Source organism: Salinisphaera sp. SWV1, from assembly GCF_052044155.1.
Classification (GTDB): Bacteria; Pseudomonadota; Gammaproteobacteria; order Nevskiales; family Salinisphaeraceae; genus Salinisphaera.
The window spans coordinates 61,066-86,945 of the sequence record NZ_JBQDYE010000006.1; the positions used below are offsets into that span (position 1 = coordinate 61,066).

Consider the following 25,880-nt stretch of genomic DNA (forward strand, 5'->3'; position numbering starts at 1 on the left):
AACCGGACATCCACTGGCGGGACGACAACCTCTCGTGATCTATTGAACCGCCGCCCCCGGTCCGACGAGCGCGCGGAGCGCCGTGCCGAATGGCGACGGCTGGTGGCGCTGACACCCTACCTGCGCGCGCACACGCCGCGCGTGGCGCTGGCCATGGCCTTTCTGATGGCGGCCAAGGGCGCTTCCGTACTGCTGCCGATCGCGCTCAAGCATATCGTCGACAGTCTGGATCGCTCGGAACATAGCACCGCCCTGGTGCTGCCGCTCGGCCTGTTGCTGGCCTACGGCGCGCTGCGTCTGGCCTCCACCCTGTTCGGCCAGATCCGTGATCTGGTGTTCGGCCGGGTGACCGAGCGCACCATGCATCAGGTCGCGCTCGCGGTCTTTTCGCACCTGCATCGGCTGGATCTGGAGTTCCATCTGTCTCGGCGTACCGGCGGCCTGTCACGCGACATCGAGCGCGGGCTTGGCGGTATTCGTTTCCTGCTGCGTTTCATGCTGTTCAATATCCTGCCGACCGCGTTCGAGATCGGCCTGGTCGCGGCGATCCTGTTCTATTACTACTCGATCTGGTTCACCCTGATCGTGCTGGTGAGCGTGGTCGCCTACGTGGCGGTTACCGCCGCCCTTACCGAATGGCGCACCCGGCACGTGCGCGAGTCCAACCGGCTGGATACCGCGGCCAACACCCGCGCGGTCGATACCCTGCTCAACTACGAGACCGTGAAGTATTTCGGCAACGAAACCTTCGAAGCCGATCGCTACGATGCCGAACTCGGCCGCTGGGCCGATGCCATGGCACGCGCTCGGCGCTCACTCGGCGTGCTCAACACGTTGCAGGCGTTGGTGATCGCGCTTGCGATGACCGCGATCATGATCCTGGCCGGCCGGCGCGTGGTCGCCGGCAGCATGACGCTCGGCGACCTCACCATGGTCAATGCCTACATGCTGCAGCTGTTTCTGCCGCTGTCGGCGCTCGGCTTCGTCTATCGCGAGTTGAAGAAGGCAATGGCCGACACCGCACGCATGTTCGCGCTCACCGATATCGAGCCGGAAATCACCGAGGCCGCGGATGCCCGCCCCCTGCGCGCGACGCAGCCGGAAATCGTGTTCGAGGATGTCCATTTCGGATATTCCAGCGAGCGCGAGATCCTGCGCGGCGTGGATCTGGTGGCCCGGCCCGGCGCCAAGGTGGCCGTGGTCGGCCATAGCGGGGCCGGCAAGTCGACGCTGGCACGCCTGTTGTTCCGTTTCTATGACGTCGACGGCGGCGCGATCCGGATCGACGGCACCGACATCCGCGAGCTGACGCTCGACAGTCTGCGCGCCACGATCGGCGTGGTACCGCAGGACACGGTGCTGTTCAACGACACCATCGAATACAACATCGCCTACGGCGCGCCGGATCGCGCCGACAGCCCGGCGATCGAGCGCGCCGCGCGCATGGCCCATCTGGACGACTTCATCGCCCGGCTGCCGGACGGCATGCATACGCTGGTCGGCGAGCGCGGGTTGAAACTCTCGGGCGGCGAGAAACAACGCATCGCCATTGCCCGCGCCATTCTCAAGAACCCGGCGATCCTGGTGTTCGACGAAGCCACATCTTCGCTCGACAGCGAGGCCGAGCGCGCGATCACCCACGCCCTGGCCGAACTCGCGGCCGACCACACCACGCTGGTGATCGCCCATCGCCTGTCCACCGTGGTCGACGCCGACCGGATCGTGGTGCTCGACGCCGGCCGCGTAGCCGAACAGGGCCGTCATGCCGAGCTGCTCGCGGCCGGCGGCCTCTATGCACGCATGTGGCAGCTGCAGCAACACGCCGACCCGCCGAAAGGCGCGGCTCAGGATGCGGCCGTTTCCGTTCGCGCACGCTGACGCGCCAGCAGGCTGACCGCCGAAATCAACGACAGCACGGCCACCGCCGAGGCAAAGATGACGCCCGCTGTGGGCAACCCGCAGGCCCGCGCCATCAAGCCGAGCCCTACCACCGGAATAGAGATCGCCACGTAGGCAACCACGAAGAAAGTGGAAGCCACTTCGGCACGGCGCTCCGCCGGACTGGCCGCGGTGATCTCGCCCATGCCGGCCCGGAACGACGCGCCCTGCCCGGCACCGGCGATGGCCCCAGCGAAAATCATCAGCGTCAGTGACCCGGATTCAATCGCCGCGATCAGAAATCCCATGCCGATAATCAGCCCGAGGCAACCGATGGGCAGACGCGCCGCTCGCGGCAGTCGGGACTGAAGCGTCTGACCGACCGTTGAGCCGATGAAAAGCATGAAAACCACGCTTCCGGTCAGCGCGTGATTGCTGTAGCCCAGAACCTTGCCGATAAAAGCGGGCGCCACCGCCGTAAACAGGCCCATGACGGCAAACCCGGCAAAGCCGGCGATCGCCGCGGGTACGAACACGCCGCGAACCCCGGGCGGTACGGCCGGCTTGCGAACTGTCAGCCGGGGCCGGTCCGGCTTTCGCGCGGTTTCCGGCGCCAGGTAGAGCACTCCCGCCGCGAGGGCGATCAGCACCAGGTCAAGCACGAAACACAGCAGCAGCGGCGCCGGCGCGTATTGCGCCAGGATACCGGCGACGAACGGACCGAGACCGAGACCGCCCATGTTGGCGGCAGTCGCCACCAGTGTCGCCTGTTCACGCCATTGGCGTGGCGCCATTTCCACCACGGCAACCGTGGCGGTGCCGGTGAAGATTCCGGCCGAGAAACCGGACAGCAGCCGCCCGATCAGCAGTGGCACTAGCGCGCCGCCCCAGATAAAGGCGACCGCGCTGGCCGCAGAGAAAACGAGACCGAGCGCCAGCATCGGCCGGCGACCGATCTGGTCGGACCAACTACCGGTGATGATCAACGCGGCGATCACGCCGACGGCGTACACGGCGAAAATTACCGTGATCATGAGTTCGGAGAAGCCGAGCTGATCCTGATAGATCGGATACAGCGGGGTGGGCAATGTGGTGCCCATCATGTTGATGGCGAATGCTGCCGCCAGGCCGATGAACACGGCGGCGACGCCACGGGACGACAAAGTCATGGCTGTAAGAAAGCCGAATTTAGGCCTGCTAGGCTAGCAGGCCGGCGCGACCATACAAGGGCGTCAATGGCGCTTGCCTGGCGCCGTCCATTGCGCCACCTGATCGGCATGCCGGGCCATGAAGTCCTCTACCGCCGTCGCATAGCCGTTGGCCTGGGCATCGAGCATCGCATTCTGTAACTCCGGCAGCCCCAGGTGCATCCGTGACAGTATGGCCGCAACCCGCGGATAATCCTCGCGAAAGCCGTCGCGTACCAGCGCATCGACATGCTGCCGCGAGCCCAGCGCGCCCTTGGGGTCCTGGAGAAAGCGTAGCCGCCATTTGCCGAATATCCAGTGCGGCGTCCAACCCGTGACCACAACCCACTTGTGCGCTGCCTCGGCGCGGGCCAGAACCCTGGACATCACGCGAGCGTCCGCGGCCGCAAGACGATACTGCGTGTTCAGGCCGTAGCGTTTGAGTGCTTTTTTCGACAGCTGCATCAACCCGGCGCCGGGATCGATGCCCTGAATACGATGGTGCAACCGCGCTGCAATGTCGGGCTTCGCGAGGTCGGCGATACTGTTCAGCCGATCGCGGGGCACATAATCCGGCACCACCCAACCGAGTTGCCCGCCCTGGTACAGGGGCCCGAGATCGACCAACCGGCGCCGATAGCGTTGCCAGTAGCGCGCATGAGTATCGGGCAACCAGGCCATCAGCATGGCGTCGAGACGACCGTTGGCCACGCCGCGATACTGTTTACCTATACCCGCCAGCTTGAGCTGCACCGGGTGATGCGTGTGGTCTTCGATCACCGCCTTGGCCAGCCGCGTCACGAACTCCGCATCGTCCCAGGCCGTCCAGCCGATCACGATCGGATCGTGGGTACCGGCCCGCCGCTGGTGACCGCTGCAGCCCGCAAACAGCACGACGGCGCCCAACACGACAATCGACAGGAATCGTGATAACAGACTATCCATGCCCATAGTTTAGCAAGCGCGCAATAAAAAGCCCGGCCGACTGGCCGGGCTTCTGCGCTCATGCGCCCGAGGCGCGAGCGATCAGCTGCTCTTGTTGAACCAGCTGTTGACCTCGTCCGGATGGTCGGCGATGAATTTCTTGATCGCCTTCTGCTCACTGGTCTTGCGCGCGTTGTACATCGCAGCCTGGAGCTGACCCAGCGGGATGTGCATGTTGCTCAAAAAGCTCGCGACCTCCGGGTAATCCTTGGAGAACCCGTCACGCACGACAGCGTCGACATGCTGCGCGGCACCCATGGTGCCCTTCGGATCCTTCAGGAAACGCAGGTGCCACTTGCCGAACATCCAGTGCGGCGTCCAGCCGGTGACCACGATCCAGTCCTTGCGCTGCTCGGCACGCGCCAGGGCCGCCGTCATGGCCGCACCGCTGGCCGACACCAGACGATAGTCCTTGTTCAGGCCGTAGGCCTTCATGGTCTTGTGCGACAGCTGCATCTCGCCCGCGCCGGGATCGATACCCTGGATCTTGCCATGGAGCTTGGCCTTCACGGACGGCTTCTTCAGATCGGCAATGGAATTGAGCTTATCCTTGGGCACGTAGTCGGGCACCACCCAGCCGAGCTGAGCGCCGGTGTAAAGCGGGCCCAGATCCTGAACCTTGCCCTTGACCTTCTTCCAGTAAGCGGCCTGAGTATCCGGCAGCCAGGCCATCAGCATGGCATCCAGGTTGCCATCGGCCACACCCTGGTACTGCACGCCGATCGACGCCATCTTCAGCTTGACCTTGTAGTCGGTCCGCTGCTCGATCAGCGTTTTGCTCAGCTTGGTCACAAACTCGGCATCCGACCAGGCGGTCCAGCCGATGGTGATGGTCTTGTCGCCGCTGGCAGCCTGGGCGCTACCGAAACTGCCCATGGCAATCGTGGCACCGGCCACGGCGGCGACGGTCAAACTCTTCATTCCCATTTTCATAATTTCTCCCTTATTCAAACTCGTGCGCTCAGATACTCTCAATCCAGAGCCGCCCAATCAAGTCGAGCCGGACCCTGCACCGGAGCCGGAAAACAATTTTTTAAGGCGCGACAACAGACCGCCGTCACGCTGACGCTGACCGAAACTCTGAGTCAGGCGGTCCAGGATGATGGCCAGGATCACGACCCCGAGGCCGCCCTGGAAGCCGGTGCCCAGACGCAGCTGCTGAATGCCGGCGAGCACCGGATCACCCAGGCCGCCCGCCCCGATCATCGAGGCGATCACCACCATCGACAGAGCCAGCATGATGGTCTGGTTGATGCCGGCCATGATCGACGGCAGCGCCAACGGCAGCTCGACCCGCCACAGCAGCTGGAAGCCGTTGCAGCCGAATGCCTTGCCGGCCTCCACGTTCTCGGTCGGCACGTAGCGAATGCCGATGTTCATCAGACGCACCACCGGCGGCATGGAAAAGATGACGGTGGCGATCACGCCCGGCACTCGTCCGGTACCGAAAAAGATCACGGCCGGAATCAGGTACACGAATGCCGGCAGCGTCTGCATGAAGTCCAGTATCGGGCGGATGATGGCCTGCACCAAATCGCTCTTGGCCATGACCACGCCCAGCGGCAGGCCCACACCCAGGGCGGCCAGCGTGGCCGCCAGCACCAGCCCCAGCGTGTCCATGGTCTCGGGCCACAGATTCATGCCCATGACCACGTACAGCGCGACCAGCACGAATAGGGTGAATTGCCAGCCGACACGCCACAGTGCGAGGAAGGCGAGAATCAGGAAAACAACCGGCGCCGGCAGATAATTGAAGAAGGCAGTCAGATTGTCCGCAACAAAGCTGATGACCGCCGAAACGACGGAAAAGAACACCTCGAAGTGGGTCTGCATGAAGGTGACGACCGCCGTGAACCAGTCGCCGATCGGAAGATTGATGACCAAATCATTCATCAGGCAGCGTCCTGTTCAGTCCGGTTGAGCGTATGCAGCAGCGTGGCGCGCGAGATGGTGCCGATGTAGCGGCCGTTGTCGTCCACCACGGGCACCGGATACGGGCTTTCGGCCACAGGCTCGAGCAATTCGGTCAACGGCGTGGTCGACTCGACCACCGGCACGCCCTCGACGAAGGCATGCTCGATGTTGCCCTCCTCTCCCCGCGACAGACCCTCGATGCACAGTTCGAGCGAATCCGCGCTCACCGTGCCGAGATAGCGGCGGCTGCGATCGTGCACCACAGCCGCGGGCCGGTCGTGCTTGTTGAGCCGCGACAGCGCGGCCCGCACGCTCGATCCAGCGCGCTCGATCACGGTCACCTGATCGCGCCGAGCGATATCCGCTGCGGTAAAGACGTGCCCTACGTTGACGTCGCGGAAAAACGACCGGACGTAGTCGTTCGCCGGGTTGCGTACGATCTCTTCCGGCGTGCCCACCTGCACGACAACCCCGCCCTGCAGAATGGCGATCCGATCGCCCACACGCATGGCTTCGTCGAGATCGTGGGTGATGAACACCACGGTACGCGCCTGTTCCGACTGCAGCCGGAGCAGTTCGTCCTGCATTTCCGTACGAATCAACGGATCGAGCGCCGAGAACGCCTCGTCCATCAGCAGGATGCCGGGATTGACGGCGAGCGCACGGGCCAGGCCGACACGCTGTTTCATGCCACCGGACAGCTCATCGGGATAGCTGTCGGCATTCGCCTTGAGGCCGACGGCGTCGAGGGCCTCGAGCGCGCGCTTTTCGCGCTCCTGCTTGTCGACACCGGCGGTCACCAGTCCGAAGCAGGTGTTTTCCAGCACCGTTTGATGCGGCATCAGCGCGAACGACTGGAAGACCATGCTGATCTCGTGCCGACGGAGTTCGATCAACTCCTTGCGGCTCATCTTCGTGATGTCGCGGCCATTGATCTTGATGGCGCCCGAACTCGGGTCGATCAGACGATTGAGCATGCGCACCAACGTGGATTTGCCCGAGCCGGACAAGCCCATGACCACGAAGATCTCGCCCTCGTTGACTTCAAAACTCGCATCCGAGACACCCACCGTCATGCCGGTCTCGGCAAAGATCTGATCCTTGCCCTGCCCTTTGTTGACGCGCTCCAGTGCGCGCTTCGGATGCGCCCCAAATATCTTGTAGACGTGCTCTACGGACAGCTTGGTATTCAAACGCTCCCTCGCGCCGAGTAAGTTTAACGACTCATGATAACGCAACTTCCGCACCAAACCGCAGCGCCGGGGCCTATCGGGCGCCTCTCGCGCAACGTATTGACCCTAATGAAATTTGCGCAAAGCCTGTATACACATGGCTTAGAGCGCTAGCTGCGCAATACATGACATTTCCTCGAATTCCCTGGTCTTTACGTAAAAATGACACCTTCATAACGCCGCTCAAGCGTCGAAAGCGGCCCATGGCGCAAGCCGCGACGACCGAAACGGATGACAGTCGACATCACGGCGCGCGAATCGGGCGGCCCGTCGGACCGAGCAAGCGGACAGGGTCCGGCCGGCGCTATGAGCGCGGCCTGCCCGCGCCGGAACCCTCGACAGCAGTTCGAGCAACGGAGTTCGAGCGCCTTTTCCGGCCGGACAAGGCGTGGCGACGCCCCGGATCAGGAAGACGGCGACTGACCGCAACACCACATGACGGCAGAAAAGTGCCGGCATGGCGCGATGACTCGCGCTGCGGGGGCGTCAAGCCCGGACCGTGAACTCGGCCTCGGGACGCAACGGACCGCGGTCGGCTCAGGGGCCAGCGACAGTCAACACAGGATTGCGATCACGCGCCACCGCGCCGCCTCGAAAGCGGGGTGCCGGTCGCTTCGACCGCCGTGCAAGCCAAGCCAGGCAGCCACAAATGGCCCGGAATCGGTGAACACGGCCGCCGTGGGTCGCGTCAACCAATCCTGGCATGACCGCCGTTTATGACCGCAAGGTCGAAACGGCGCCCACGACGAAATGATCATCGTCGTTTTGGGACGCGTTTTTGGATGGCGGCAAATCGCGGCGCCGGACCGCGCCGCAAGTGCCTGAAAAATATGGTGGCCGGAGACAGAATCGAACTGCCGACACTGCGATTTTCAGTCGCATGCTCTACCAACTGAGCTATCCGGCCACGCCCTCGCCGTTGCGGCGAGACGCGTATTAAACCGATACGCGCGGCGCGGGTCAACCGCTGTGATCAGGATTTGGGCGGCACGTAGTGTGTCTCGGCGATATCGCCGTCGCCGAAGAAGTATTTTTCGGTCTGCTCGGCCAGGAATTCGCGCGCCTTGGGATCGGCCAGATGCAGACCGTATTCGTTGATCAGGCGGGTCTGCTCCTGCATCCACTGCTGCCAGGCCATCATCGAGACATTTTCGTAAATGCGCTTGCCGAGCTCTCCCGGCAGCGGCGGGCGGGGCAGTCCCTCGGCTTCGTAACCGAGTTTGACGCAATGCACGGTACGGCTCATAAGCCCAACTTGAGTTGCGGTGAATCGACCAGACGCGTAATCGGCGCGGGCAGCCCGGGCCGGTCTTCGCGTCCATACCAAGCGAAATCGCCCGCCATGATACGGACTGTCTCGCGATACTGCACTCGCCGCGCGTGCAGCGTCAGCAGAAAATGCGTGAAGCCATGTTCGATCGGGGCGAGTGCCGCGCCGGGCGTGACATCGATGCCGAAACGATCGCGACACAGTGCCGCGATGTCGGCCTCGGCGTCGACCTCGGGCAGGCTCCACAGGCCGCCCCAGATACCGGACGGCGGACGTTTTTCCAGCAGCAGGCGACCGGCATCGTCTTCGATGACCAATACCGTGGTCTGGCGTCGCGGACGGGCGCGTTTGCGGCGTGGCGCCGGGATATCGGCCTGCAAACCGTCCGCTTTGGCCACACAGTCGGCGGCCAGCGGACATGCGGCACAATGCGGGGCCCGACGGGTACACAGGGTCGCGCCGAGATCCATGATCGCCTGGGTGTAGTCGGTCACGCGCTCGCGCGGCGTGTAGCGTTCGGCAAGCCGCCAGAGCGACTTCTCGTAAGCGGCGGTACCCGGCACGGCCGTGATTCCAGCCAGGCGTGCGATGACCCGCTTGGCGTTGCCATCGAGGATCGGCGCCCAGACACCGAAGGCCTGCGCCACCACCGCGCCGGCCGTCGAGCGGCCGATGCCGGGCAGTGTCATCAGCGTGTCCACGTCGCGCGGAAACCGGCCGCCGTGCTCGTCAACCACCTGTTTCGCCGCGGCGTGCATATTGCGCGCCCGGGCGTAGTAGCCCAGCCCGGCCCAGTGCGCCATGACATTGTCGGCGTTCGCCGCCGCGAGCGACTCGACGTCCGGAAAGCGCGCCATGAACGCCTGAAAATAATCGATGACGGTCGCAACCTGCGTCTGCTGCAGCATGATCTCGGCGACCCAGACGCGATACGGCGTACGCGGATGCTGCCAGGGCAGATCGCGGCGACCATGGCGATCGAACCAGGCCAGCAGATCGGCGGCGATGCGCGGCGGGGCGCGCTCCGGGAAATCGTGTTTCATGACGATGACTTGTCGGTCAGACCGGCCCGCCGTCGGGCCAGGCGTTCGATGGCCGTGGCGGTCGCGGCGACCTGCTGACGCAGTGCCCGCGCGACCGCCCAGGGGCCGATCAGGGGTGGCACCCAGAAGCCGGGCACGATACGGGCACGAAAACGCAGGTTCGTGGCGTGATCTTTCGCCGCGGCGAAACGCCAGTGCGCCTGCCCGGACGACAGGTCGCCCCGGCCCGCCACCACGGTCATGTCGATGCGCCGGCGCGGTGTCAGGCGATAGCGCATGACCTGGCGTACGGTCTTGCAGTACCAGAGCACGCAAAGACGCATGCGCGAAGACAGTTCATTGTTGCCGATCATCTGCGTCGACTCGATCATCGCGGTGTAATCGGGCAGGCGCTCGAAATCCGTGGCCGCAGCATAGACCGGCCCGATCGGCGCATCGACCCGCAGGCGGGCAGCCACGACGTACGCCTTGTGATCGCGGCTCACCGTCAAATGCGCGACGGTGGCCGCTTGCGCCACCGCGCCATGCAACAAGCCGAAGACGATGACCGGCGCCACATATCGCCCGACGTGAATCCGCCAGCACGTCATGTCATCGGGCGCTCTGATCGGCCGTGCCGGCCGCGTGCGCCGCCTGCGGCATGTCAAAAGTGTAGGCGGGCGCGAGCAACGCGCCCTTCAGATGCATGGGGACGCTCAGCCCGGCCAACGGGGCCAGACGCTTGTGCGCGGAATCGGCGATCGCGAGCGTCAGCGTATAGTCGAGTTGGTTGTGCGGCAGGCTGTAGCGCCCCTGTCCATGGCCGGTGAGCGCGCCGGCCTGGAGGGAAAACGCATCGCTGGTGGCGATGCCGTGATCGACGGTGAAACGCCCGCCGAGATGCGCGAACGCGGTCGTGCCCTGATCCCCCGCCCCGCCTTCGCCGGCGCCGGTGGCGCGCTGATGCGCGGCACGCAGCATGCCTACCAGATCGAAACCGTTGATCTGGCCGTTGTTCAGATCGAACTGTGCCGTACCCGAGAGGCTGCGTTTCAATTGCGCCACCTGACGGCCGGTGGCGTGCAGATCGATGGCGACGTCGGCGTTGGCTTCGAGCCGGTGGCTGCCGGCAGCGTCCACGAGCAGCGGCTCCATGGCCACGTGTCGCAAGCGCCCGGAAAGCGTGTATCCCGGACGTGCCCCGCTGGCATCCACCGCCCCGGTCAGGTGCAGGGCGCCACCATAGAGATCGGCGGTCAACGGCGCCACGCGCAGCACGCTGTCGGCGGCCGATACATGCGCCACCGCATCGTGAATATTCAGATTGGCCATGGTCAGCGACCCGATCCGCAGCCGACCGCGCATACGCAGATGATGCAACGGCGCCAGGTCGAACTCGGCAGCCCTCTGGGCCGCACCGCCACCGGTCTGCGCCGGCTGGCTGGTCTGGGCCTGTGCCGCACTGCCGGGCGGCAGATAATCATCGATATCCAGCGTGTCGAGATTCAGATCGAAAGCGTAGTGCGGATGGGCCAAGTCGCGCACATCGACCGTGCCGCTCAAGGTGCTCTTGTCGAGCTTTGCCGCGATCTGCTTGAAATGAATGGCATGCGCACCGCCTTCGAACTGGGCATCGAAACTGGCCGAGGTCAGCGCAGAACCGGCCTGGGTCTTGGGCGAATGCAGTTCGAGCTGCTGCAGCACCGAGCGCGGGCTGAACGCCGCCACGGTGATGCGTCCGTTGTAGGCCAGCCGATCGTGCAGCCCGGTGCCGTCCATGTTGCCGGTGACGGTCAGGCCCGCGCCCTGCAGGCTGACGTCGTCGAGGCCGAAACGGCCGGCTTCGAGATCCAGGTCGCCGGAGGCGCCGAGATTGGCTTCCTGCTCACCGCCGGGCACGGCCGGGCCGCGCACCAGCACATTCACGCTGAGCCCGGAAAAGCGATAGAAACGATCCGCCACATTCGGCTCGATACGCGAAACCACATGGATCGCGGCGGTCAGGCCCGACCCGGGCCAGCTCAGATCGCCGCCGGCTTCGAGCCGGAACGGCTGGCCATTGCTGATGCGGCCGGTGTCCAGTCCGGCCTTGTCGAACCGATAGTGGCGATCGCTTGCCTCGTCGTCGTAGCTCACCTCGGCCCCGGAGATCGCGACCGCCCCGATCTCGAGGGAAGACAATGGCAGGTCGCGACCACGCGCGGACGGGCCGGGTTGCGGCTGCGGCGCGCGTTCGGGCGCCGCCGACAGCCGCCGCACGACCCCCTGCCAGTTGGTCCGGCCGTTGGCGTGACGGGTCAGCTTCAGGGTGAGCCCGTGGATATCGAGCGTGCCCAAGCGCAGGTGACCGGTAAACAATGGCAACAGACGCAGCGTGATGTGCCCGGCGCGGATGCGCGCCAGCGGCTGGGCACCGAAACCATCGGCATTGGCCACGGTGACCGCGCCGAAACGTACCGACGGCCAGGGCAGCAACGACAATCGCACCGGGCCCGAGATATCGATATCGCGCCCGATCGCATCGCTGACGGCGGCCTCGACCCGCGAGCGATAGGCATCGGGATCGACAGTACAGCGCAGTGTGACCAGCATCGCCGCGATCAACACCACAACGGAAATCGCGGCGCCGATGGCGATCTTGACCCAGGTTTTCATTCGATTCGTTCGCTCCGGGTGGTCGCGCGTTCCACCATAAACATCGGCGCAGCGGCACACACGCCTGTGCAGGCCGTGGCCAATGCGCGTTATTCTACCGCCCTGTATTGCGGCACCGTCCGTGTTCCAACCAATCGACAATCCTCATGCAGATCGAAGTCAACGGCCAATCCCGGGAATGCGCCGAGCGTGCGACGCTGTCGCGACTGCTTGACGACATGGGTTACGGCGATCAACGCATTGCGGTCGAACACAATGGCGAAATCGTACCCCGCGATCGACACGCCGAGACCACGATCAGCCCAGGCGACCGTATCGAAATCGTGCACGCCATCGGCGGCGGCCAGGCCACCGCCGAGGCCGACGCCTTCACCGTGGCCGGGCGCAGCTTCGCCTCCCGGCTACTGGTCGGCACCGGCAAATATGCCGATCTCGACGAAACCGACGCGGCCATCACGGCCTCGGGCGCCGAGATCGTGACCCTGGCGATCCGCCGCACCCCGGCCCTGACCGATCCCGGGGCCCGCGAGTCGCGCAATTTGCTCGACGTCATCCCGCCGGAAAAATACACCCTGCTGCCCAATACCGCCGGCTGCTACAGCGCCGCGGACGCCGTGCGCACCTGCCGCATGGCGCGTGAACTGCTCGACGGCCATAACCTGGTCAAGCTCGAGGTCATCGGCGACGAAAAGACACTCTACCCGGACGTTTCCGAGACCCTGGTCGCAGCCCGGGAACTGATCGCCGACGGGTTCGACGTGATGGTCTATACCAGCGACGACCCGATCGTGGCCCGCCGGCTCGAAGACATCGGCTGCTGCGCGATCATGCCGCTGGCCGGCCCGATCGGCTCCGGGCTCGGCATCCAGAATCGCTACAATGTGATCGAGATCGTGGAGAACGCCAGCGTTCCGGTGCTGGTGGATGCCGGCGTGGGCACGGCATCCGACGCCGCGATCGCCATGGAACTGGGCTGCGACGGCGTACTGCTCAACAGCGCGATCGCCAATGCCGACAGACCAGTGCTCATGGCCCAGGCCATGCGCCACGCGGTGATCGCCGGCCGCCTGGCTTATCTGGCCGGGCGCATGCCGCGCCGGCGCTATGCCTCGGCATCCTCGCCGACGACGAACCTGCCGTTCTGATATCGCGCCGGCGCCGCTCTATCCAGCGGCGCGCCACCTGCCAGGAGCCCGGGTCGTGGACCAGCCTGATCATCGTCGCATCCGCAGCTTCGTCAAGCGCGAAGGCCGGCTCACGCCGGGCCAGGAAAGGAATCTGGCCGAACTCTGGCCGCGTTACGGGCTGGAACGATCGACGGCGCCCATCGACTGGGCAGCGGAATTCGGCCGCGATGCCTATCGCACGCTGGAGATCGGTTTCGGCGCCGGCGAGGTGCTGGCCGATCTGGCCATCAACAACCCGCAGGCGGATTACATCGGCATCGAGGTCTATCGCACCGGCGTGGGCCGTCTGCTGGGCGCTATCGACGATGCAGGCGCCACCAATGCCCGGGTGTTCCGCGACGATGCGGTCGAAGTCCTGGCCGCCGGCTTTGCCGAGGACTCGCTCGACGAAGTACTGCTGTATTTCCCCGATCCCTGGCCGAAGAAACGTCACCACAAACGCCGGATCGTGCAGCCGCCATTCGCCGATGAAATCGCGCGCGTATTGAAGCCCGGCGGCATCTGGCGACTGGCCACCGACTGGGTGAACTACGCCGAGCACATGCGCGAAGTACTCGATGCACATGCGGACTTCGACAACATCGGCGATCGCGACGGCTTCGTGAGCACGCCACCCCGCCGCGACACCCGCTTCGAGAACCGCGGACGGAAAAAAGGCCATGTCGTCCACGACATGGCCTACCGGCGCCGCTGAAGACAAATCGATCCACAGATTACGCAGATTGCACAGATTTGAAGCACTGCCCCGGTCGGCTTACCGGGTGCCCGTTTGGCTTTGCACTCTGTCGCTTACAGATCAGTCTTATGATCTGCGTGCATCTGCGGAAAACAATCAGGGCCCGGCGACCACCAAGTAAACGGTTACCGCCGCTGGCGGACGCGGCCGCCTACCGAGCTTTGTCCGCCGGGCGCCATGTTCAGCCACATGGCCAGCAACAGACGCCCCGGGCAGTCACCTTCGAAATCTGCGTAATCTGTGCAATCTGCGGATAAACAGACCAGTTTCCGGGCGCCGCTGAAGACAAATCGATCCACAGATTACGCAGACTGCACAGATTCTAAGAAGTGCTCCGGTCGGTGGCCGGGTGCCGGCTTGGCTTTGCACTCTATCGCTTGCAGATCCGTCTTATGATCTGCGTGCATCTGCGTCGATCTGCGGACAACAGTCCTGACGCTGCGATATTCGCCTTTAAAAATCTGCGTCATCTGTGAAATCTGTGGATAAACAGCCCGATATCGGGCATCGCGACGGATCAGTGCCAAAGCGGCCCTGGACCTACCCCGATGCGGTCTCGGGCTCCTCCTGCAACACCATGCGCAGGAAGCGGCGGGTTCGCTCTTCGCGCGGCTCGGAGAAGATTTTCGACGGCGGCCCCTGCTCCAGGATCTGGCCGTCGCAGAAGAAGCACACCCGATCGGCCACATCGCGGGCAAAGCCCATTTCGTGGGTGACGATCAGCATGGTCAGGTCGTGCTCGGCCGCCAGATCCTTGATCACCTCCAGCACGTCGCCGACCATTTCCGGATCGAGCGCCGAGGTCGGCTCGTCGAACAACAGCAGCTTGGGCCGCATGGCCATGGCCCGGGCGATCGCCACGCGCTGTTTCTGGCCACCGGACAACGCGTTCGGGTAGGCATCGCGCTTGTCGGTCATGCCGACCCGTTCGAGCAGTTCGTCGGCCCGCTGCTCGGCGTCCTGGCGCGACAGGCCGAGCACGTGCATGGGTGCTTCGATGATGTTGCGCAGCACCGACATGTTCGGAAACAGGTTGAAGTGCTGGAACACCATGCCCACTTCACGGCGCATCTCGCGCAGATGCTTTTCGCGCGCGCGCACGAGGGCGCCGTTGCGCTGTTCGTGCCAGAGCGGCCGGTCCTCGATATAGACCACCCCCTCCTGGATGTCCTCGAGCGTCATCAGGATGCGCAGTACGGTCGACTTGCCGGATCCGGACGGCCCCATGAGCACGACGCGTTCGCCCGGCTGAATCTCGAAGTCGAAGTCGTCCAGTACGATGGCGTCTTCACCAAAGCGCTTGGTGACTTTTTCGAAGGTGACGATGGGCTTCATTTGAGTGCTATCCCCGCGCGTGGCAGACGGCTTTCGATGAACTGGACCACCGCGGCCGCAATAACCGTCAGGATCAGAAAAAGGATGCCGACCAGGGTCAGCGGAATCATGTAGCGGAAGGTGCGGTCGCCGATGATCTTGCTCACACCGAGCATTTCCAGAACGGTGATGGCCGACAGAATCGGGGTGTCCTTGATGATGGAGACCAGATAGTTGGCCAGCGCCGGCACGATGCGCGGAATGGCCTGCGGGATGATCACGTCGCGGAAGGTCCGCATCGGGCTGAGGTTGAGCGCCCGGGCGGCCTGGCGCTGCCCCTGGGGCACGGCTTCGATACCGGCCCGGTAAACCTCGGAGGTGTAGGCGCTGTATTGCAGGCCGAGTGCGAAGATGCCGGTCTCCAGCGCGGGTAGCGTAATCCCGATGTCGGGCAGGACGTAGTACAGGAAATACAGCTGGATGAGCAGCGGCGTATCGCGCACGAACTCCACGATCAGGCGCGTCGGCCAGGAGATCACGCGCAGCGGCGCGGACCGCAGCAACGCGAAGATCAGCCCCAGCACCAACGCCATGAGAAAGCCGAAGATGGTGGCCAGGACGGTGATCTTCATCCCGATCAGCAGGATTGGCAGGATGGAGAGGGCGAATGCCTCGGGGGACGACAAGTCCCAGTGATATCCGAACAGCATCAGCGGGCCACCTCGCGTCCAGACAGTCGCACCGTGTAGCGCTCAAGGGCGCGCATCGACACCATCAGCACCAGCGACATGAAGAAATAAAGGAACAGGGTCAGGGTCAGGATCGGCACGGTTTCAAGTGTCTGGTTGCGCAGGTTGTCGGCCTGGAAGGCGAGATCGCTCAGGCTGATCAGCGAGACGAGCGCGGAGTCCTTCAGATTCTGGATCACCAGATTGCCGAACGGCGGCATCATCTCCACCAGCGCCTGCGGCAATACGATGCGCCAGAGGGTCTGCACGTGGGTGAAGTTGAGCGCGGTCGCCGCTTCGAGTTGTTCAGACTCCACAGACGCAATCGCGCCACGCACGACCTCGGCCCCGTAGGCGCCGATGTTGAGCGACAGCCCGAGCACACCGGCCACGGTGGGCGAAAGCGAGATGCCGATGATCGGCAGGGCGAAGTATATCCAGAACAGCTGCACCAGCAGCGAAGTGCCGCGAAAGATCTGAACGTAGGCCCGCGCCAGCCAACGCCAGCCGGCAAACCGTGCCCCCGAACCGATACCGGCCGCAAACGACAGGATGGCACCGCCCACGGTCGAGGCGATGGTGATCCACGCGGTAACTTCGGCGCCCTTCAGCAGGGGCGGCAGGAGTTGGATCCATTGCATGCGTTATCCCCTTGTCGAAGCCGGCCGCGATGGGCAACCGCGGCCGGCTCGGTTGGTCTTGTTCGACACGGGACGGCTTTATGCGCGCCGCCCCGCCTTGGGAGGCGCCGCTTCAGGAACCCTTGCTGCTGCACAGCTCCTTGGTGGTCTTTTTGTGCACTTCATCAATGGAGTGCTGGTCGAGACCAAAGTGCTTGAGAGTCTTGCTCCAGAACGGGGTTTTCTGCACGGCCGCCAGGTTTTTGTCGAAGGCCTTACGCAGGTCCTGATCCTTCTTGTTGAAGGTGTAGCCGCCCCAGCTGCGTTCCGGCGAGCCGTTGATCATGGGGTCGTGGAAGGGCTCGGCCGGTTCCACCCGGTCGGATTTGGAGGCCAGGCGCGCCACGGTCAGCTGGGTGCCGGCATAGGCGTCAATGCGCCCGCTGGCCACGGCCGACGCGGCGTCGGTGTTCGCCCGCAGGGTCACGATCTGCGAGTCCTTGATGCCGACGTCGTGCGCGAATTCCAGCTGGTCGGCGCCGGAGACGATGCCCATTTTCAGGTTGGAGTTTTTGACGAAGTCGCCGTAGCCGTGGATGTTTTCGGGATTGCCCTTCTTGACCATCAGGCCTTCGCCGTAGGTGGTGTTGGGAATCGAATAGGCCACCTGGCTGCAACGCTGGGGCAAAATCGCCTGCGAGGCGGCGACCATGTCGACCCGGTCGGCCTTGAGCGCGGGGATCAGCGAGCCGAACGGCATGACCGTCCACTGGATGTCGGTGATGCCCATCTTCTTGAGCACACGCTTGGCCACAGTCGGGCCGAAGCCTTCGGCCGTGCCTTTGCTGTTCATGTAGCCGTAGGGAATTTCGTTGGCCACGGCGATCCGGATGTAGCCGCGGTTCTTGATCTGGCTCAGCGTGGCGGCACTCGCGGTGGTCGCCGCACCCAGCCCAAGCCCTAAGACGAGTGCCATGCCGACAAGCGCCGTGGTCAGTCCGGCCTTTGCGCGGAATAGTTTCATGGTTTCTCCTTTGTGTAGATGCAGTGTCGCCCGGCCACTTGACTGTGATCCGGCCGGCGGTGCCACCATCTCGGTACGGGCACCCCCCTTTGATTTACCATGCAACATCCGCACCGGGCCCGCAAACCAGACTTTGGCAGGGGCCGCACGCGCCGCGGCCCCCTGGCGCCGGGCCCGGCCGCCGCCGGCAAACGCCAGGAACGCGGCGTCGAGCGGTTGGTGCGGGCGCCGATCCACGATGGTGCATCGGCTTTCAAACCCATCAAGGAAAACACGCATGGAATATCGACAACTCGGCCGGAGCGAGGTCCAGGTCAGCAAGATCTGCCTGGGCACCATGACCTTCGGCGAACAGAACAGCGAGGCCGAGGCCCACGAACAGATCGACTACGCCCTCGATCGTGGCGTGAACTTCATCGATGCGGCCGAGATGTACCCGGTTCCGCCGCGCGCGGAGACCCAGGGCCGCACCGAGGCCTACATCGGCAGCTGGCTGGCCCGGACGGGACGGCGCGACGAGGTCGTGCTGGCCACCAAGGTGACGGGCCATGCCCGCAGTCCGATGCAATATCTGCGCAACGGTGAAACGCCGCGGCTGACCCCGGCGCATATCCGGTATGCAGTCGACGCCAGCCTCGCGCGCCTGCAGACCGATCATATCGACCTCTACCAACTGCACTGGCCGGACCGGGCGACCAACACCTTCGGCAAGCGTGGCTATGTGCACGACCCCGACGATGATCCGGTCCCGAGCGAAGAAACCCTCGGCGAACTGGCCCGCCTGGTCGACGAGGGCAAGATCCGCCATGTCGGGCTGTCCAACGAAACCCCCTGGGGCGTCATGCGCTTTCTGCGCGCCGCGGAGCGCGAATCACTGCCGCGCGCGGTATCGATCCAGAACCCCTATTCGCTGCTCAATCGCACCTTCGAGATCGGCCTGGCCGAATGCGCGATGCATGAACAGATCGGCCTGCTGGCCTACTCACCGCTGGCCTTCGGCATGCTTTCCGGCAAGTATCTGGACGGCGCCCGCCCCGAAGGCGCGCGCCTGACGCGCTGGGAACGTTTTGCCCGCTACAACGGCCGGCGCGCCGAACAGGCGACGGCCGATTACGTCGCCCTGGCACGCAAACACGGGCTGGACCCGGCCCAGATGGCGCTGGCTTATGTCACCAGCCGGCCGTTCGTGACCTCGAATATTATCGGCGCCACCACCATGGAACAGCTGGCGGCGAATATCGACAGCGCCGAACAAGTGCTATCGAACGAGGTGATCGCCGGCATCGAGGCTATCCACGCCGACAACCCGGACCCATGCCCCTGACGGCATCGCAGCGCGCGAGCACGGACGTGCCGCGATAAAAAAGCCGGTGCCTGGGCAGGCACCGGCTTTTTTACATCCGCGGGAACGTGCGCCGTCAGCCGACGGCCTTCTTCGCAGCGGCGCCGACCTGTCGGGCCGCCGGCACGTAGCGGTAGTACTCGATCCCCAGATCGTGGAAATCCGGGCGATCGGTTTCGCCGATACGATCGACCACAAACTCGTCGCTGGCCGGCGCCGGCTTGACGTCGGCCGGGTGGCCATCGTGGAGCGCGGCGTACTGGTCGGCATCGAGCTCCACCGGTGTGCCCAGCGCCTCGGTAAAGTTGATGCGCGCCGCGGCGTCCTCCCAGCCTTCGGCCACCCGCATCGGTAATGCCTCGGCGGCGTCGCCGCTGCCGTAGCCCAGCGCCAGCCAGTGCTGCCCGCCGAGATTGAGCGTGTCGCGGTGGGCCTGGGTGAATCCGGCGGCCAGCCAGGCAGGCAGCGCGGCGGTGTAGAGATTACCCAGATCGCGCATCATCTCGCTGCCGAGAGCGAGCTTGCCGGAGACCAGGTTCTGCCACAGCTCGGTCTTGCGCAGATAGCGCATCAGATTGCCGGCCAGCGGGAACGCATCCTCGCCCGACTCGCCGGCGGCGACGCGCGCCCGCATGTCGGGCGTCACACCGGACAGCTCGGCCAGCAGGGCGTCGCCGTCGATACCGGCGCCCCTGGCATATTCGCTCAGCTCGGCGCGATTGGCGTCGTCACCGTCGGCCAGGGCGAACAGATAGGCCATGGCCCAGCCCGCCGAGGGCATGCGGTGATACGGTCGATGCATGAACACGGCATCCACCGAGTGAAAGAAATCGGCCCGCCGACCGCCACCACGGCGCGCGAGCATGGCGTTGATCGCGGCCCGAGTGGCATCGACGTAGCAGCTGGTCGAATAACGGCCGTTGAACACCGGCAAATCCTGCATCTGGCCATCGGCACGCTGTGGCTGCCCGCGGAAGCGGGCAAACGGTTTGCGGAAATCGACCATGCGGTAATCCGAGGCGCTGCCCGAGCCGCCCAGATCGACATGCAGCAGCTTCGGCTCGGCTTCGAGCAGCATGGCCACCGCGCCGGCGCCCTGGGTCGGCTCACCGGATGAGCCGCGCGCGTATTCAGCGATATCGGAACAGACCACGATCGCCTTGCGCGCCGCGCCGTCGGTGGCCAGATAGCGCAGTGCGTTCTTCATCGCATAGACACCGCCGAGACAGGCATGCTTGAACTCGGGCACCTCGCATTCGCGTGACATGGCGGGCAGCGCATGCGCAGCCAGCGCATCGTCGAGCATCCCCTTGACGATCACCGCGCCAGCCGAGTTATCGCTGGAGGACTCGGTGCCGAGCGCGAGATAGCCGATCTCGCGCGGATCGATGTCGTAGGCTTCGATCAAGCGCCAGGCGGCATTCGCGGCGAGCGTGTACACACTCTGCTCCGGCCCCCGCATGCGAAAGCTTCGGCCCACGACCTTGCGCACCTTGTCCCAGGGCTGGTCGTTCCAGGCGCACCAGTCCTCGAGATTGACACGATACGGCGGCAGATAAAGCGCCAGTCCACTGATTCCCGGCATGGTTTTTCTCGTCGTCCGGCGGCCCGCTGTGGGTGCCACGTGAATTTTTCGTCAGGGATATGCTAGCAAATGGTGCACTGTGCAAGGGCATCATGTTCGGCAGATCGATGACGATGGCGTATCCTTGCGCGCGAATTGTTCCTGTAAAAGCCGACGGCAGAATCGATCATGAGCCAAGCCACTGCGCGCGCCCACAGCAATATCGCGCTGATCAAGTACTGGGGCAAGCGCGCGGGACCGCGCAATCTGCCGGCAGTCGGGTCCATATCGGTGACGCTCGACGGCCTGTACACCGATACCACCGTCGTGTTCGACGAGGCGCTGGCGGCCGACACGGCCGAACTCGATAAAAAACCCGTCGACACCGCGCGCCTGACGCCGTTTCTCGATCTGGTGCGCGCGCACGCCGGGATCGACACACGCGCAGCGATCGTCTCGGCCAACAATTTCCCCACCGGGGCCGGTCTCGCCTCGTCTGCCTCGGGTTTCGCGGCGCTGTCGCTGGCCGCGACCCGGGCCGCGGGGCTCGATCTGTCCCCGCGCGAACTCTCGATCCTGGCACGCCAGGGCTCGGGCTCCGCGGCACGCTCGATCTTCGGCGGTTTTGCCGAAATGCACCGCGGCGAATTCGATGATGGCAGCGATGCTTTCGCCGAGCCCATGCTCGATCCCGGCGAGTGGCCGGTGGAGATCGTGGTCGCGATCACCGACCGGGCCACGAAGTCGGTCAACTCCTCGATCGGCATGAGCCATCTCGAGCAACGCTCCGATTATTATTCGGCCTGGGTGGCGCACTCGGAAACCGACCTGAGCGCCATGCGCGACGCCATCGCCGCGCGCGACTTCGGGACCGTCGGCGCACTCACGGAAATGAGCTGTCTCAAGCTGCACGGATTGATGATGTCGACCCGGCCGGGGCTGATCTACTGGAACCCCGCCACCGTGGCGGCCATTCAGGCCGTGCGGGCCCTGCGCGAAGCCGGCACCCCGGTCTACTTCACGATCGACGCCGGCCCACAGGTCAAGGCCCTGTGCGCGCCCGGCGATGGCGAGGCAGTGGCACGTGCGCTGGCGCGGGTACCCGGCGTGCTGGAGACCCGTAGGACGGCCCTGGGCCCGGCAGCGAGCGTGCTCGCATGACCACAACGGCCCCGGTCATCGCGAGCGCGCCGGGCAAGCTGTTCCTGATCGGCGAATATGCCGTGCTCGAAGGCGCACCGGCGATCCTGACCGCAGTCGATCGCCGGGCCCGCGTCACGCTCTCTGATTCGAACGACGGCCACTGGCATCTGACCGCACCCAATCTGGACATCCACCGGCTGGCACTCGGCGCCGACGGACACGGCGCACCGGGCGCCGATGAGGGGCTGCACGACCGGCTGCGGGTCTATCGGGCCGTGCTGGCCCATGTCGCAGCCTATCTCGATTCGCCGCTGCCGCCGCTCGACGTACACATCGACACCACAGATTTCGCGCGCGACGGGCACAAGCTCGGCCTCGGCTCGAGCGCGGCGGTTGCCGCCGCCCTCACGTGCGCACTCCTGGCCCGCGTCGGCGTCGAGCCGGCGCCGGCCCGGCTGGCCGAACTGGCCATCGCCGCCCATCGCGATGCCCAGGGCGGCACCGGCAGCGGCGGCGATGTCGCCACCGCGGTGTATGGCGGCATCATCAGCTATACCCGCGATCAACCGCCGGCGCCGCTGGTCTGGCCCACGGGGCTGGCCGGTGTCGCCGTGGTGACCGGCACCGGGGCGAGCACCACCGACCTGGTCGGGCGTGTCTATACCTACGGCCAACGCGATCCGACCGGCTTTGCGTCCGATCTCGGCCGCCTGGCGGCGCTGGCGGAGAATGCGGCGGCGGACCTCGACCAGGCCGTGCGCTTCGTGCGGCTGGCGCGCGAGTACTTCGAGGCGCTGATCGCACTGGATCACCATGCCGAGGCCGGTATCGTCAGCGCCCGCCACCACCAGCTGCACGCCGCGGCAGCCGATCATGGCGCGGTGTTCAAGAGTTCCGGTGCCGGCGGCGGCGACGTGGGGCTGTTGTTCACCACGCCCAACGTGGATGAAACCGCGCTTCGCAGCGACTTTCAGGCGGTCGGCGCCGAAATCATCGAACTCGGTTTCGCGGCCCCCGGTGTGGCGCTGGAAGCCACGCCGGACCGGCCAACCGGGGCACATCCTGCGACAGACCGACACAGGCTGCGCTAAACTACTGTATTAGACAACGATATCGATGTGCTGTCGGTATCTTGGATCATCCCGCGCGAGGGTTCGTTTCGCATGAGTCATTCCCGTATTCCCCAGTTCTACAAGTTTTCGGTCGCCGATCGTCTGCGCGCCCTGCTCGAGCGCGAGGTCATCAGCGAGACCGAATACGACATGCTGGTGGACGGCACGCATCTACTCGATGCCGACAAGGCCGACCGGCTGATCGAGAACGTCATCGGGGCCTTCGGGCTGCCGATGGGGCTGGGCCTGAATTTCCAGATCAATGATCGCGACTACCTGATCCCGATGGTGGTCGAGGAACCTTCGATCATCGCCGCCGTATCCTCGGCGGCCAAGCTGGTGCGCCGGGCCGGTGGCTTCAGCTCGACCGCCCAGCGGCCGATGCTGATCGGCCAGATCCAGGTCGTGAACGTACCGCACGCGGCCCACGCCAAGCAGGCCATCCTACAGGCCAAGGAAGAGATCCTGAATCTCGCCAACAGCCTGCACCCGAACATGGTCGCGCGTGGCGGCGGCGCGCGGGATGTGGAAGTGCTCACCCACGGCACCACCGCCGACCACGGTGAGATGCTGGTGGTGCATCTGATCGTGGACACCCGCGATGCGATGGGCGCCAACCTGGTCAATACGATGTGCGAGGGCGCGGCCCCACTGATCGAGAAGATCAGCGGCGGCGAGGTGTTTCTGCGTATTCTGTCGAACCTGACCGACCGCGCGCTGGTGCGCGCCAAGGCCGTGATCCCGCCGCGCCTGCTCGAGGCCGGCGATTATTCCGGCGCCGAGGTCCGCGACGGCATCATCCTGGCCAACGAATTCGCCGAGATGGACCCGTACCGCGCAACCACACACAACAAGGGCATCATGAACGGCATCGACGCCGTGGCCATCGCCACCGGCAACGACTGGCGCGCGATCGAGGCAGCCGCGCATGCCTATGCCGCGCGCACCGGCCGTTATCGCTCGCTCACACGCTGGACCGCGGACGACGACGGCAATCTGGTCGGCGAACTCGAACTGCCGCTCAAGGTCGGCACCGTCGGCGGCCAGGTCGAGTCCAACCAGGCGGTCAAGATCGCGCATCGCGTGCTCGGCATCGAATCCGCGGCCGAGCTGGCCGAGATCATGTGCGCGGTCGGGCTGGCGCAGAACTTCGCCGCGATCAAGGCCTTGTCGACACACGGCATCCAGCGCGGCCACATGACGCTGCATGCCCGCAGCGTAGCCATGGCCGCCGGCGCAAGCGATGCCCAGTTCGATGAAGTGGTGGACCGGCTGATCGCGCATGGCGATATCAAAGTCTGGCGGGCACGCGAGATCCTGACGGAACTGGACGAGCGTCGCGCCACCGAGAAACACCATGGCAGTGCTGCCGCGCGTACACCGGAACCCGAGGTGGTCGGCTACGGCGAGGCGACCGGCGACATCGGCTACGGCAAGATCATCGTGCTCGGCGAGCATTCGGTGGTTTACGGCCGGCATGCCATTGCCGCCCCGATTCCCCTCAACGTCCGCGCCGAAGTCAGGCCCCAGCCCGAGCAGATCGATCTGCTGATCCCGCGCTGGGGCGTGGAAATGCGTTTTTCCGAGCCCGAAGGCAAGATCAGTTCGTTGCACGAGTCGATCTCGCTGATCGCCGAACGTCTCGGCGTGGCCGATCGCGGCATGCGCATCGATGTGTCACCGCGGGTACCGCGCGCCAATGGCCTCGGCGCCTCGGCCGCCCTCGCGGTGGCCGTGATCCGGGCCATGGCCCGGTGCTTCGACATCAAGCTGTCCGAACGCGAAATCTCGAACCTGGCCTTCGACGTGGAGAAAATCGCCCACGGCACGCCGAGCGGCATCGACAACACGCTGGCGACCTTCGGCCGGCCGATCCTGTTCCGCAAGGACAACCCCGCCGCCCGCCCGGAGATCCGGGATCTGGCCACCGCGCGCCCGATTCCGGTCGTCATCGGCCTATCGGGCGTGGCCACGCTCACCGCGCAGACAGTCGGCAACGTGCGCGCCGCCTGGCAGAAGAGCCCGGCCCGCTATGAAGCCATATTCGATCAGATCGACGCTCTCGCCCTGGCCGGCGTAGACGCCCTGGCCCGCGGCGATATCGCCGAGCTGGGCGATCTGATGAACATCGATCACGGGCTGCTCAATGCCCTGCAGGTCTCGTCATGGGAGATCGAGGAACTGGTCGAGATCGCCCGCAGCCACGGCGCCCTCGGCGCCAAACTCACCGGCGGCGGCGGCGGCGGCGCCATGATCGCGGTGGCCGAACACGATAAAATCCAGGATGTGGCCTCGGCGATGCGGGCCGCGGGCTACAACTCGTTCATCACGGAAATACGCTCATGAGCACGAACACCGATGCCGGCGACGCCGACGTTGTTTCCTTCGACGACGAACCCCTGATCCTGGTCGACTCCGACGACAATGTGCTCGGCCACATGCCCAAGGCCGAGGCACATCTTGGCGACGGCGTGCTGCATCGCGCGTTCTCGATCTTTCTGTTCAACAGCGCAGGCGACGTGCTGATGCAGCAGCGGGCGGACGCCAAGCAGCTCTGGGGCGGTTTCTGGTCGAACAGCGTGTGCAGCCATCCGCGGCGCGGCGAAACCGTCGCCGAGGCCGCCAAGCGGCGCTTGCGCGAAGAGATCGGCATCGACGCGGATGTCACCTATCTCTACAAGTTCGAGTACCACGCACGGTTCGGCGACATCGGGGCCGAACACGAGATGTGCTCGGTGTTCGCCGCCGGTTCGGACGCGCCGGTCACCGGCAACCCGAACGAAATCGCGGATTTCTCGTTCGTGGCGCCCGAGGCACTCGATGCGGACCTGGCCGCACACCCCAACCGTTACACGCCGTGGATCAAGATGGAATGGCCGCGCGTTCGCGAGGCGCACTGGGCCACAGTCACCCGACTGCTCGCAAGCGACCGTCAGTCCGGCTGACGCAATCCGCCGCGGCCGACAAC

The 25,880-nt window shown here is 65.0% G+C and carries 22 protein-coding genes and 1 tRNA gene; 8 read left to right on the forward strand and 15 right to left on the reverse strand.

The genetic code is table 11. The features are described from left to right. Nucleotides 1-42: 42 nt before the first annotated feature. Entirely contained in the window at nucleotides 43-1,878 is a 1,836-nt protein-coding gene (locus tag ACS8YF_RS04425) for an ABCB family ABC transporter ATP-binding protein/permease (protein WP_440849010.1), read from the forward strand. Here ACS8YF_RS04425 and ACS8YF_RS04430 read toward each other — a convergent pair. The 10 genes from ACS8YF_RS04430 to ACS8YF_RS04475 form a co-directional block, all read right to left on the reverse strand. Further along, nucleotides 1,845-3,047 carry an MFS transporter gene (locus tag ACS8YF_RS04430; protein ID WP_440849011.1) on the reverse strand — a complete coding sequence of 401 codons (1,203 nt, stop codon included), beginning with the start codon at nucleotides 3,045-3,047 and terminating at the stop codon, nucleotides 1,845-1,847. The genes ACS8YF_RS04425 and ACS8YF_RS04430 overlap by 34 nt on opposite strands. A 63-nt stretch (nucleotides 3,048-3,110) precedes the next feature. Next, entirely contained in the window at nucleotides 3,111-4,010 is a 900-nt protein-coding gene (locus tag ACS8YF_RS04435) for a glycine betaine ABC transporter substrate-binding protein (protein WP_440849012.1), read from the reverse strand. Between the two features lie 81 nt (nucleotides 4,011-4,091). Next, on the reverse strand, nucleotides 4,092-4,982 hold the full coding sequence (locus ACS8YF_RS04440; protein WP_440849013.1) for a glycine betaine ABC transporter substrate-binding protein: 891 nt from the start codon (nucleotides 4,980-4,982) through the stop codon (nucleotides 4,092-4,094). Between the two features lie 57 nt (nucleotides 4,983-5,039). Next, nucleotides 5,040-5,933, reverse strand: a complete 894-nt coding sequence (locus ACS8YF_RS04445) for an ABC transporter permease (protein ID WP_440849074.1) — start codon at nucleotides 5,931-5,933, stop codon at nucleotides 5,040-5,042. A gap of 8 nt (nucleotides 5,934-5,941) precedes the next feature. Continuing rightward, entirely contained in the window at nucleotides 5,942-7,156 is a 1,215-nt protein-coding gene (gene proV, locus ACS8YF_RS04450) for a glycine betaine/L-proline ABC transporter ATP-binding protein ProV (protein WP_440849014.1), read from the reverse strand. A gap of 870 nt (nucleotides 7,157-8,026) precedes the next feature. Continuing rightward, nucleotides 8,027-8,102: transfer RNA gene (locus ACS8YF_RS04455), tRNA-Phe, on the reverse strand. A gap of 66 nt (nucleotides 8,103-8,168) precedes the next feature. Then, on the reverse strand, nucleotides 8,169-8,441 hold the full coding sequence (locus tag ACS8YF_RS04460) for an oxidative damage protection protein (protein ID WP_109993844.1): 273 nt from the start codon (nucleotides 8,439-8,441) through the stop codon (nucleotides 8,169-8,171). Next, nucleotides 8,438-9,508, reverse strand: coding sequence for an A/G-specific adenine glycosylase (gene mutY / locus ACS8YF_RS04465; RefSeq protein ID WP_440849015.1), 1,071 nt, complete (start codon nucleotides 9,506-9,508; stop codon nucleotides 8,438-8,440). Before mutY ends, ACS8YF_RS04460 begins: the two co-directional genes overlap by 4 nt. Beyond that, nucleotides 9,505-10,098 carry an SRPBCC family protein gene (locus ACS8YF_RS04470; RefSeq protein ID WP_440849016.1) on the reverse strand — a complete coding sequence of 198 codons (594 nt, stop codon included), beginning with the start codon at nucleotides 10,096-10,098 and terminating at the stop codon, nucleotides 9,505-9,507. The genes mutY and ACS8YF_RS04470 overlap by 4 nt, the downstream gene beginning before the upstream one ends. A gap of 1 nt (nucleotide 10,099) precedes the next feature. Then, a complete protein-coding gene (locus tag ACS8YF_RS04475; protein WP_440849017.1) occupies nucleotides 10,100-12,142 on the reverse strand; it encodes an AsmA family protein in 2,043 nt (680 codons plus the stop codon). A gap of 146 nt (nucleotides 12,143-12,288) precedes the next feature. Between ACS8YF_RS04475 and thiS the strand changes: the two genes are divergently transcribed. Both thiS and trmB read left to right on the forward strand, forming a co-directional pair. Further along, complete coding sequence (gene thiS, locus ACS8YF_RS04480) at nucleotides 12,289-13,287, forward strand: sulfur carrier protein ThiS (RefSeq protein ID WP_440849018.1); 999 nt, start codon at nucleotides 12,289-12,291, stop codon at nucleotides 13,285-13,287. A 55-nt stretch (nucleotides 13,288-13,342) separates the two neighbouring features. After that, nucleotides 13,343-14,023, forward strand: a complete 681-nt coding sequence (trmB, locus tag ACS8YF_RS04485; protein ID WP_440849019.1) for a tRNA (guanosine(46)-N7)-methyltransferase TrmB — start codon at nucleotides 13,343-13,345, stop codon at nucleotides 14,021-14,023. A 582-nt stretch (nucleotides 14,024-14,605) separates the two neighbouring features. Here trmB and ehuA read toward each other — a convergent pair. The 4 genes from ehuA to ehuB all read right to left on the reverse strand — a co-directional run bounded on the left by ehuA (nucleotide 14,606) and on the right by ehuB (nucleotide 17,751). After that, nucleotides 14,606-15,400 carry an ectoine/hydroxyectoine ABC transporter ATP-binding protein EhuA gene (gene ehuA / locus ACS8YF_RS04490; protein ID WP_440849020.1) on the reverse strand — a complete coding sequence of 265 codons (795 nt, stop codon included), beginning with the start codon at nucleotides 15,398-15,400 and terminating at the stop codon, nucleotides 14,606-14,608. Further along, nucleotides 15,397-16,089 carry an ectoine/hydroxyectoine ABC transporter permease subunit EhuD gene (gene ehuD / locus ACS8YF_RS04495; RefSeq protein ID WP_440849021.1) on the reverse strand — a complete coding sequence of 231 codons (693 nt, stop codon included), beginning with the start codon at nucleotides 16,087-16,089 and terminating at the stop codon, nucleotides 15,397-15,399. Before ehuD ends, ehuA begins: the two co-directional genes overlap by 4 nt. Then, nucleotides 16,089-16,748, reverse strand: a complete 660-nt coding sequence (gene ehuC, locus ACS8YF_RS04500) for an ectoine/hydroxyectoine ABC transporter permease subunit EhuC (RefSeq protein WP_440849022.1) — start codon at nucleotides 16,746-16,748, stop codon at nucleotides 16,089-16,091. The genes ehuD and ehuC overlap by 1 nt, the downstream gene beginning before the upstream one ends. 112 nt (nucleotides 16,749-16,860) lie before the next feature. Further along, entirely contained in the window at nucleotides 16,861-17,751 is an 891-nt protein-coding gene (ehuB, locus tag ACS8YF_RS04505; RefSeq protein ID WP_440849023.1) for an ectoine/hydroxyectoine ABC transporter substrate-binding protein EhuB, read from the reverse strand. A 277-nt stretch (nucleotides 17,752-18,028) separates the two neighbouring features. On the opposite strand from ehuB, the gene ACS8YF_RS04510 reads away from it, so the two are divergent. Then, nucleotides 18,029-19,075 (forward strand): NADP(H)-dependent aldo-keto reductase, encoded by a 1,047-nt coding sequence (locus ACS8YF_RS04510; RefSeq protein ID WP_440849024.1) that lies wholly within the window; start codon nucleotides 18,029-18,031, stop codon nucleotides 19,073-19,075. A gap of 94 nt (nucleotides 19,076-19,169) precedes the next feature. Here the strand turns inward: ACS8YF_RS04510 and ACS8YF_RS04515 are convergent, their stop codons facing one another. Then, nucleotides 19,170-20,678, reverse strand: a complete 1,509-nt coding sequence (locus ACS8YF_RS04515; protein WP_440849025.1) for a hydroxymethylglutaryl-CoA synthase — start codon at nucleotides 20,676-20,678, stop codon at nucleotides 19,170-19,172. 168 nt (nucleotides 20,679-20,846) lie between these two features. Between ACS8YF_RS04515 and mvaD the strand changes: the two genes are divergently transcribed. The 4 genes from mvaD to idi all read left to right on the forward strand — a co-directional run bounded on the left by mvaD (nucleotide 20,847) and on the right by idi (nucleotide 25,857). Beyond that, the gene (gene mvaD, locus ACS8YF_RS04520) at nucleotides 20,847-21,818 is read left to right on the forward strand and encodes a diphosphomevalonate decarboxylase (protein WP_440849026.1); all 972 of its coding nucleotides are present in this window, start codon (nucleotides 20,847-20,849) and stop codon (nucleotides 21,816-21,818) included. Further along, a complete protein-coding gene (locus ACS8YF_RS04525) occupies nucleotides 21,815-22,891 on the forward strand; it encodes a mevalonate kinase family protein (RefSeq protein WP_440849027.1) in 1,077 nt (358 codons plus the stop codon). Before mvaD ends, ACS8YF_RS04525 begins: the two co-directional genes overlap by 4 nt. Before the next feature lie 72 nt (nucleotides 22,892-22,963). Continuing rightward, complete coding sequence (locus ACS8YF_RS04530) at nucleotides 22,964-25,258, forward strand: hydroxymethylglutaryl-CoA reductase, degradative (RefSeq protein ID WP_440849028.1); 2,295 nt, start codon at nucleotides 22,964-22,966, stop codon at nucleotides 25,256-25,258. Continuing rightward, nucleotides 25,255-25,857, forward strand: coding sequence for an isopentenyl-diphosphate Delta-isomerase (idi, locus tag ACS8YF_RS04535; protein ID WP_440849029.1), 603 nt, complete (start codon nucleotides 25,255-25,257; stop codon nucleotides 25,855-25,857). The genes ACS8YF_RS04530 and idi overlap by 4 nt, the downstream gene beginning before the upstream one ends. Nucleotides 25,858-25,880: the final 23 nt, after the last annotated feature.

Excerpts from the sequence above, each read along its gene's own strand:
- ACS8YF_RS04430 (WP_440849011.1), bottom strand. The coding sequence starts at position 3,047 with ATGACTTTGTCGTCCCGTGGCGTCGCCGCCGTGTTCATCGGCCTGGCG.
- ACS8YF_RS04435 (WP_440849012.1), bottom strand. The coding sequence starts at position 4,010 with ATGGATAGTCTGTTATCACGATTCCTGTCGATTGTCGTGTTGGGCGCC.
- ACS8YF_RS04440 (WP_440849013.1), bottom strand. The coding sequence starts at position 4,982 with ATGAAAATGGGAATGAAGAGTTTGACCGTCGCCGCCGTGGCCGGTGCC.
- ACS8YF_RS04460 (WP_109993844.1), bottom strand. The coding sequence starts at position 8,441 with ATGAGCCGTACCGTGCATTGCGTCAAACTCGGTTACGAAGCCGAGGGA.
- mutY (WP_440849015.1), bottom strand. The coding sequence starts at position 9,508 with ATGAAACACGATTTCCCGGAGCGCGCCCCGCCGCGCATCGCCGCCGAT.
- ACS8YF_RS04470 (WP_440849016.1), bottom strand. The coding sequence starts at position 10,098 with ATGACGTGCTGGCGGATTCACGTCGGGCGATATGTGGCGCCGGTCATC.
- ACS8YF_RS04475 (WP_440849017.1), bottom strand. The coding sequence starts at position 12,142 with ATGAAAACCTGGGTCAAGATCGCCATCGGCGCCGCGATTTCCGTTGTG.
- thiS (WP_440849018.1), top strand. The coding sequence starts at position 12,289 with ATGCAGATCGAAGTCAACGGCCAATCCCGGGAATGCGCCGAGCGTGCG.
- ehuA (WP_440849020.1), bottom strand. The coding sequence starts at position 15,400 with ATGAAGCCCATCGTCACCTTCGAAAAAGTCACCAAGCGCTTTGGTGAA.
- ehuD (WP_440849021.1), bottom strand. The coding sequence starts at position 16,089 with ATGCTGTTCGGATATCACTGGGACTTGTCGTCCCCCGAGGCATTCGCC.
- ehuC (WP_440849022.1), bottom strand. The coding sequence starts at position 16,748 with ATGCAATGGATCCAACTCCTGCCGCCCCTGCTGAAGGGCGCCGAAGTT.
- ehuB (WP_440849023.1), bottom strand. The coding sequence starts at position 17,751 with ATGAAACTATTCCGCGCAAAGGCCGGACTGACCACGGCGCTTGTCGGC.
- ACS8YF_RS04510 (WP_440849024.1), top strand. The coding sequence starts at position 18,029 with ATGGAATATCGACAACTCGGCCGGAGCGAGGTCCAGGTCAGCAAGATC.
- ACS8YF_RS04515 (WP_440849025.1), bottom strand. The coding sequence starts at position 20,678 with ATGCCGGGAATCAGTGGACTGGCGCTTTATCTGCCGCCGTATCGTGTC.
- mvaD (WP_440849026.1), top strand. The coding sequence starts at position 20,847 with ATGAGCCAAGCCACTGCGCGCGCCCACAGCAATATCGCGCTGATCAAG.
- ACS8YF_RS04525 (WP_440849027.1), top strand. The coding sequence starts at position 21,815 with ATGACCACAACGGCCCCGGTCATCGCGAGCGCGCCGGGCAAGCTGTTC.
- ACS8YF_RS04530 (WP_440849028.1), top strand. The coding sequence starts at position 22,964 with ATGAGTCATTCCCGTATTCCCCAGTTCTACAAGTTTTCGGTCGCCGAT.
- idi (WP_440849029.1), top strand. The coding sequence starts at position 25,255 with ATGAGCACGAACACCGATGCCGGCGACGCCGACGTTGTTTCCTTCGAC.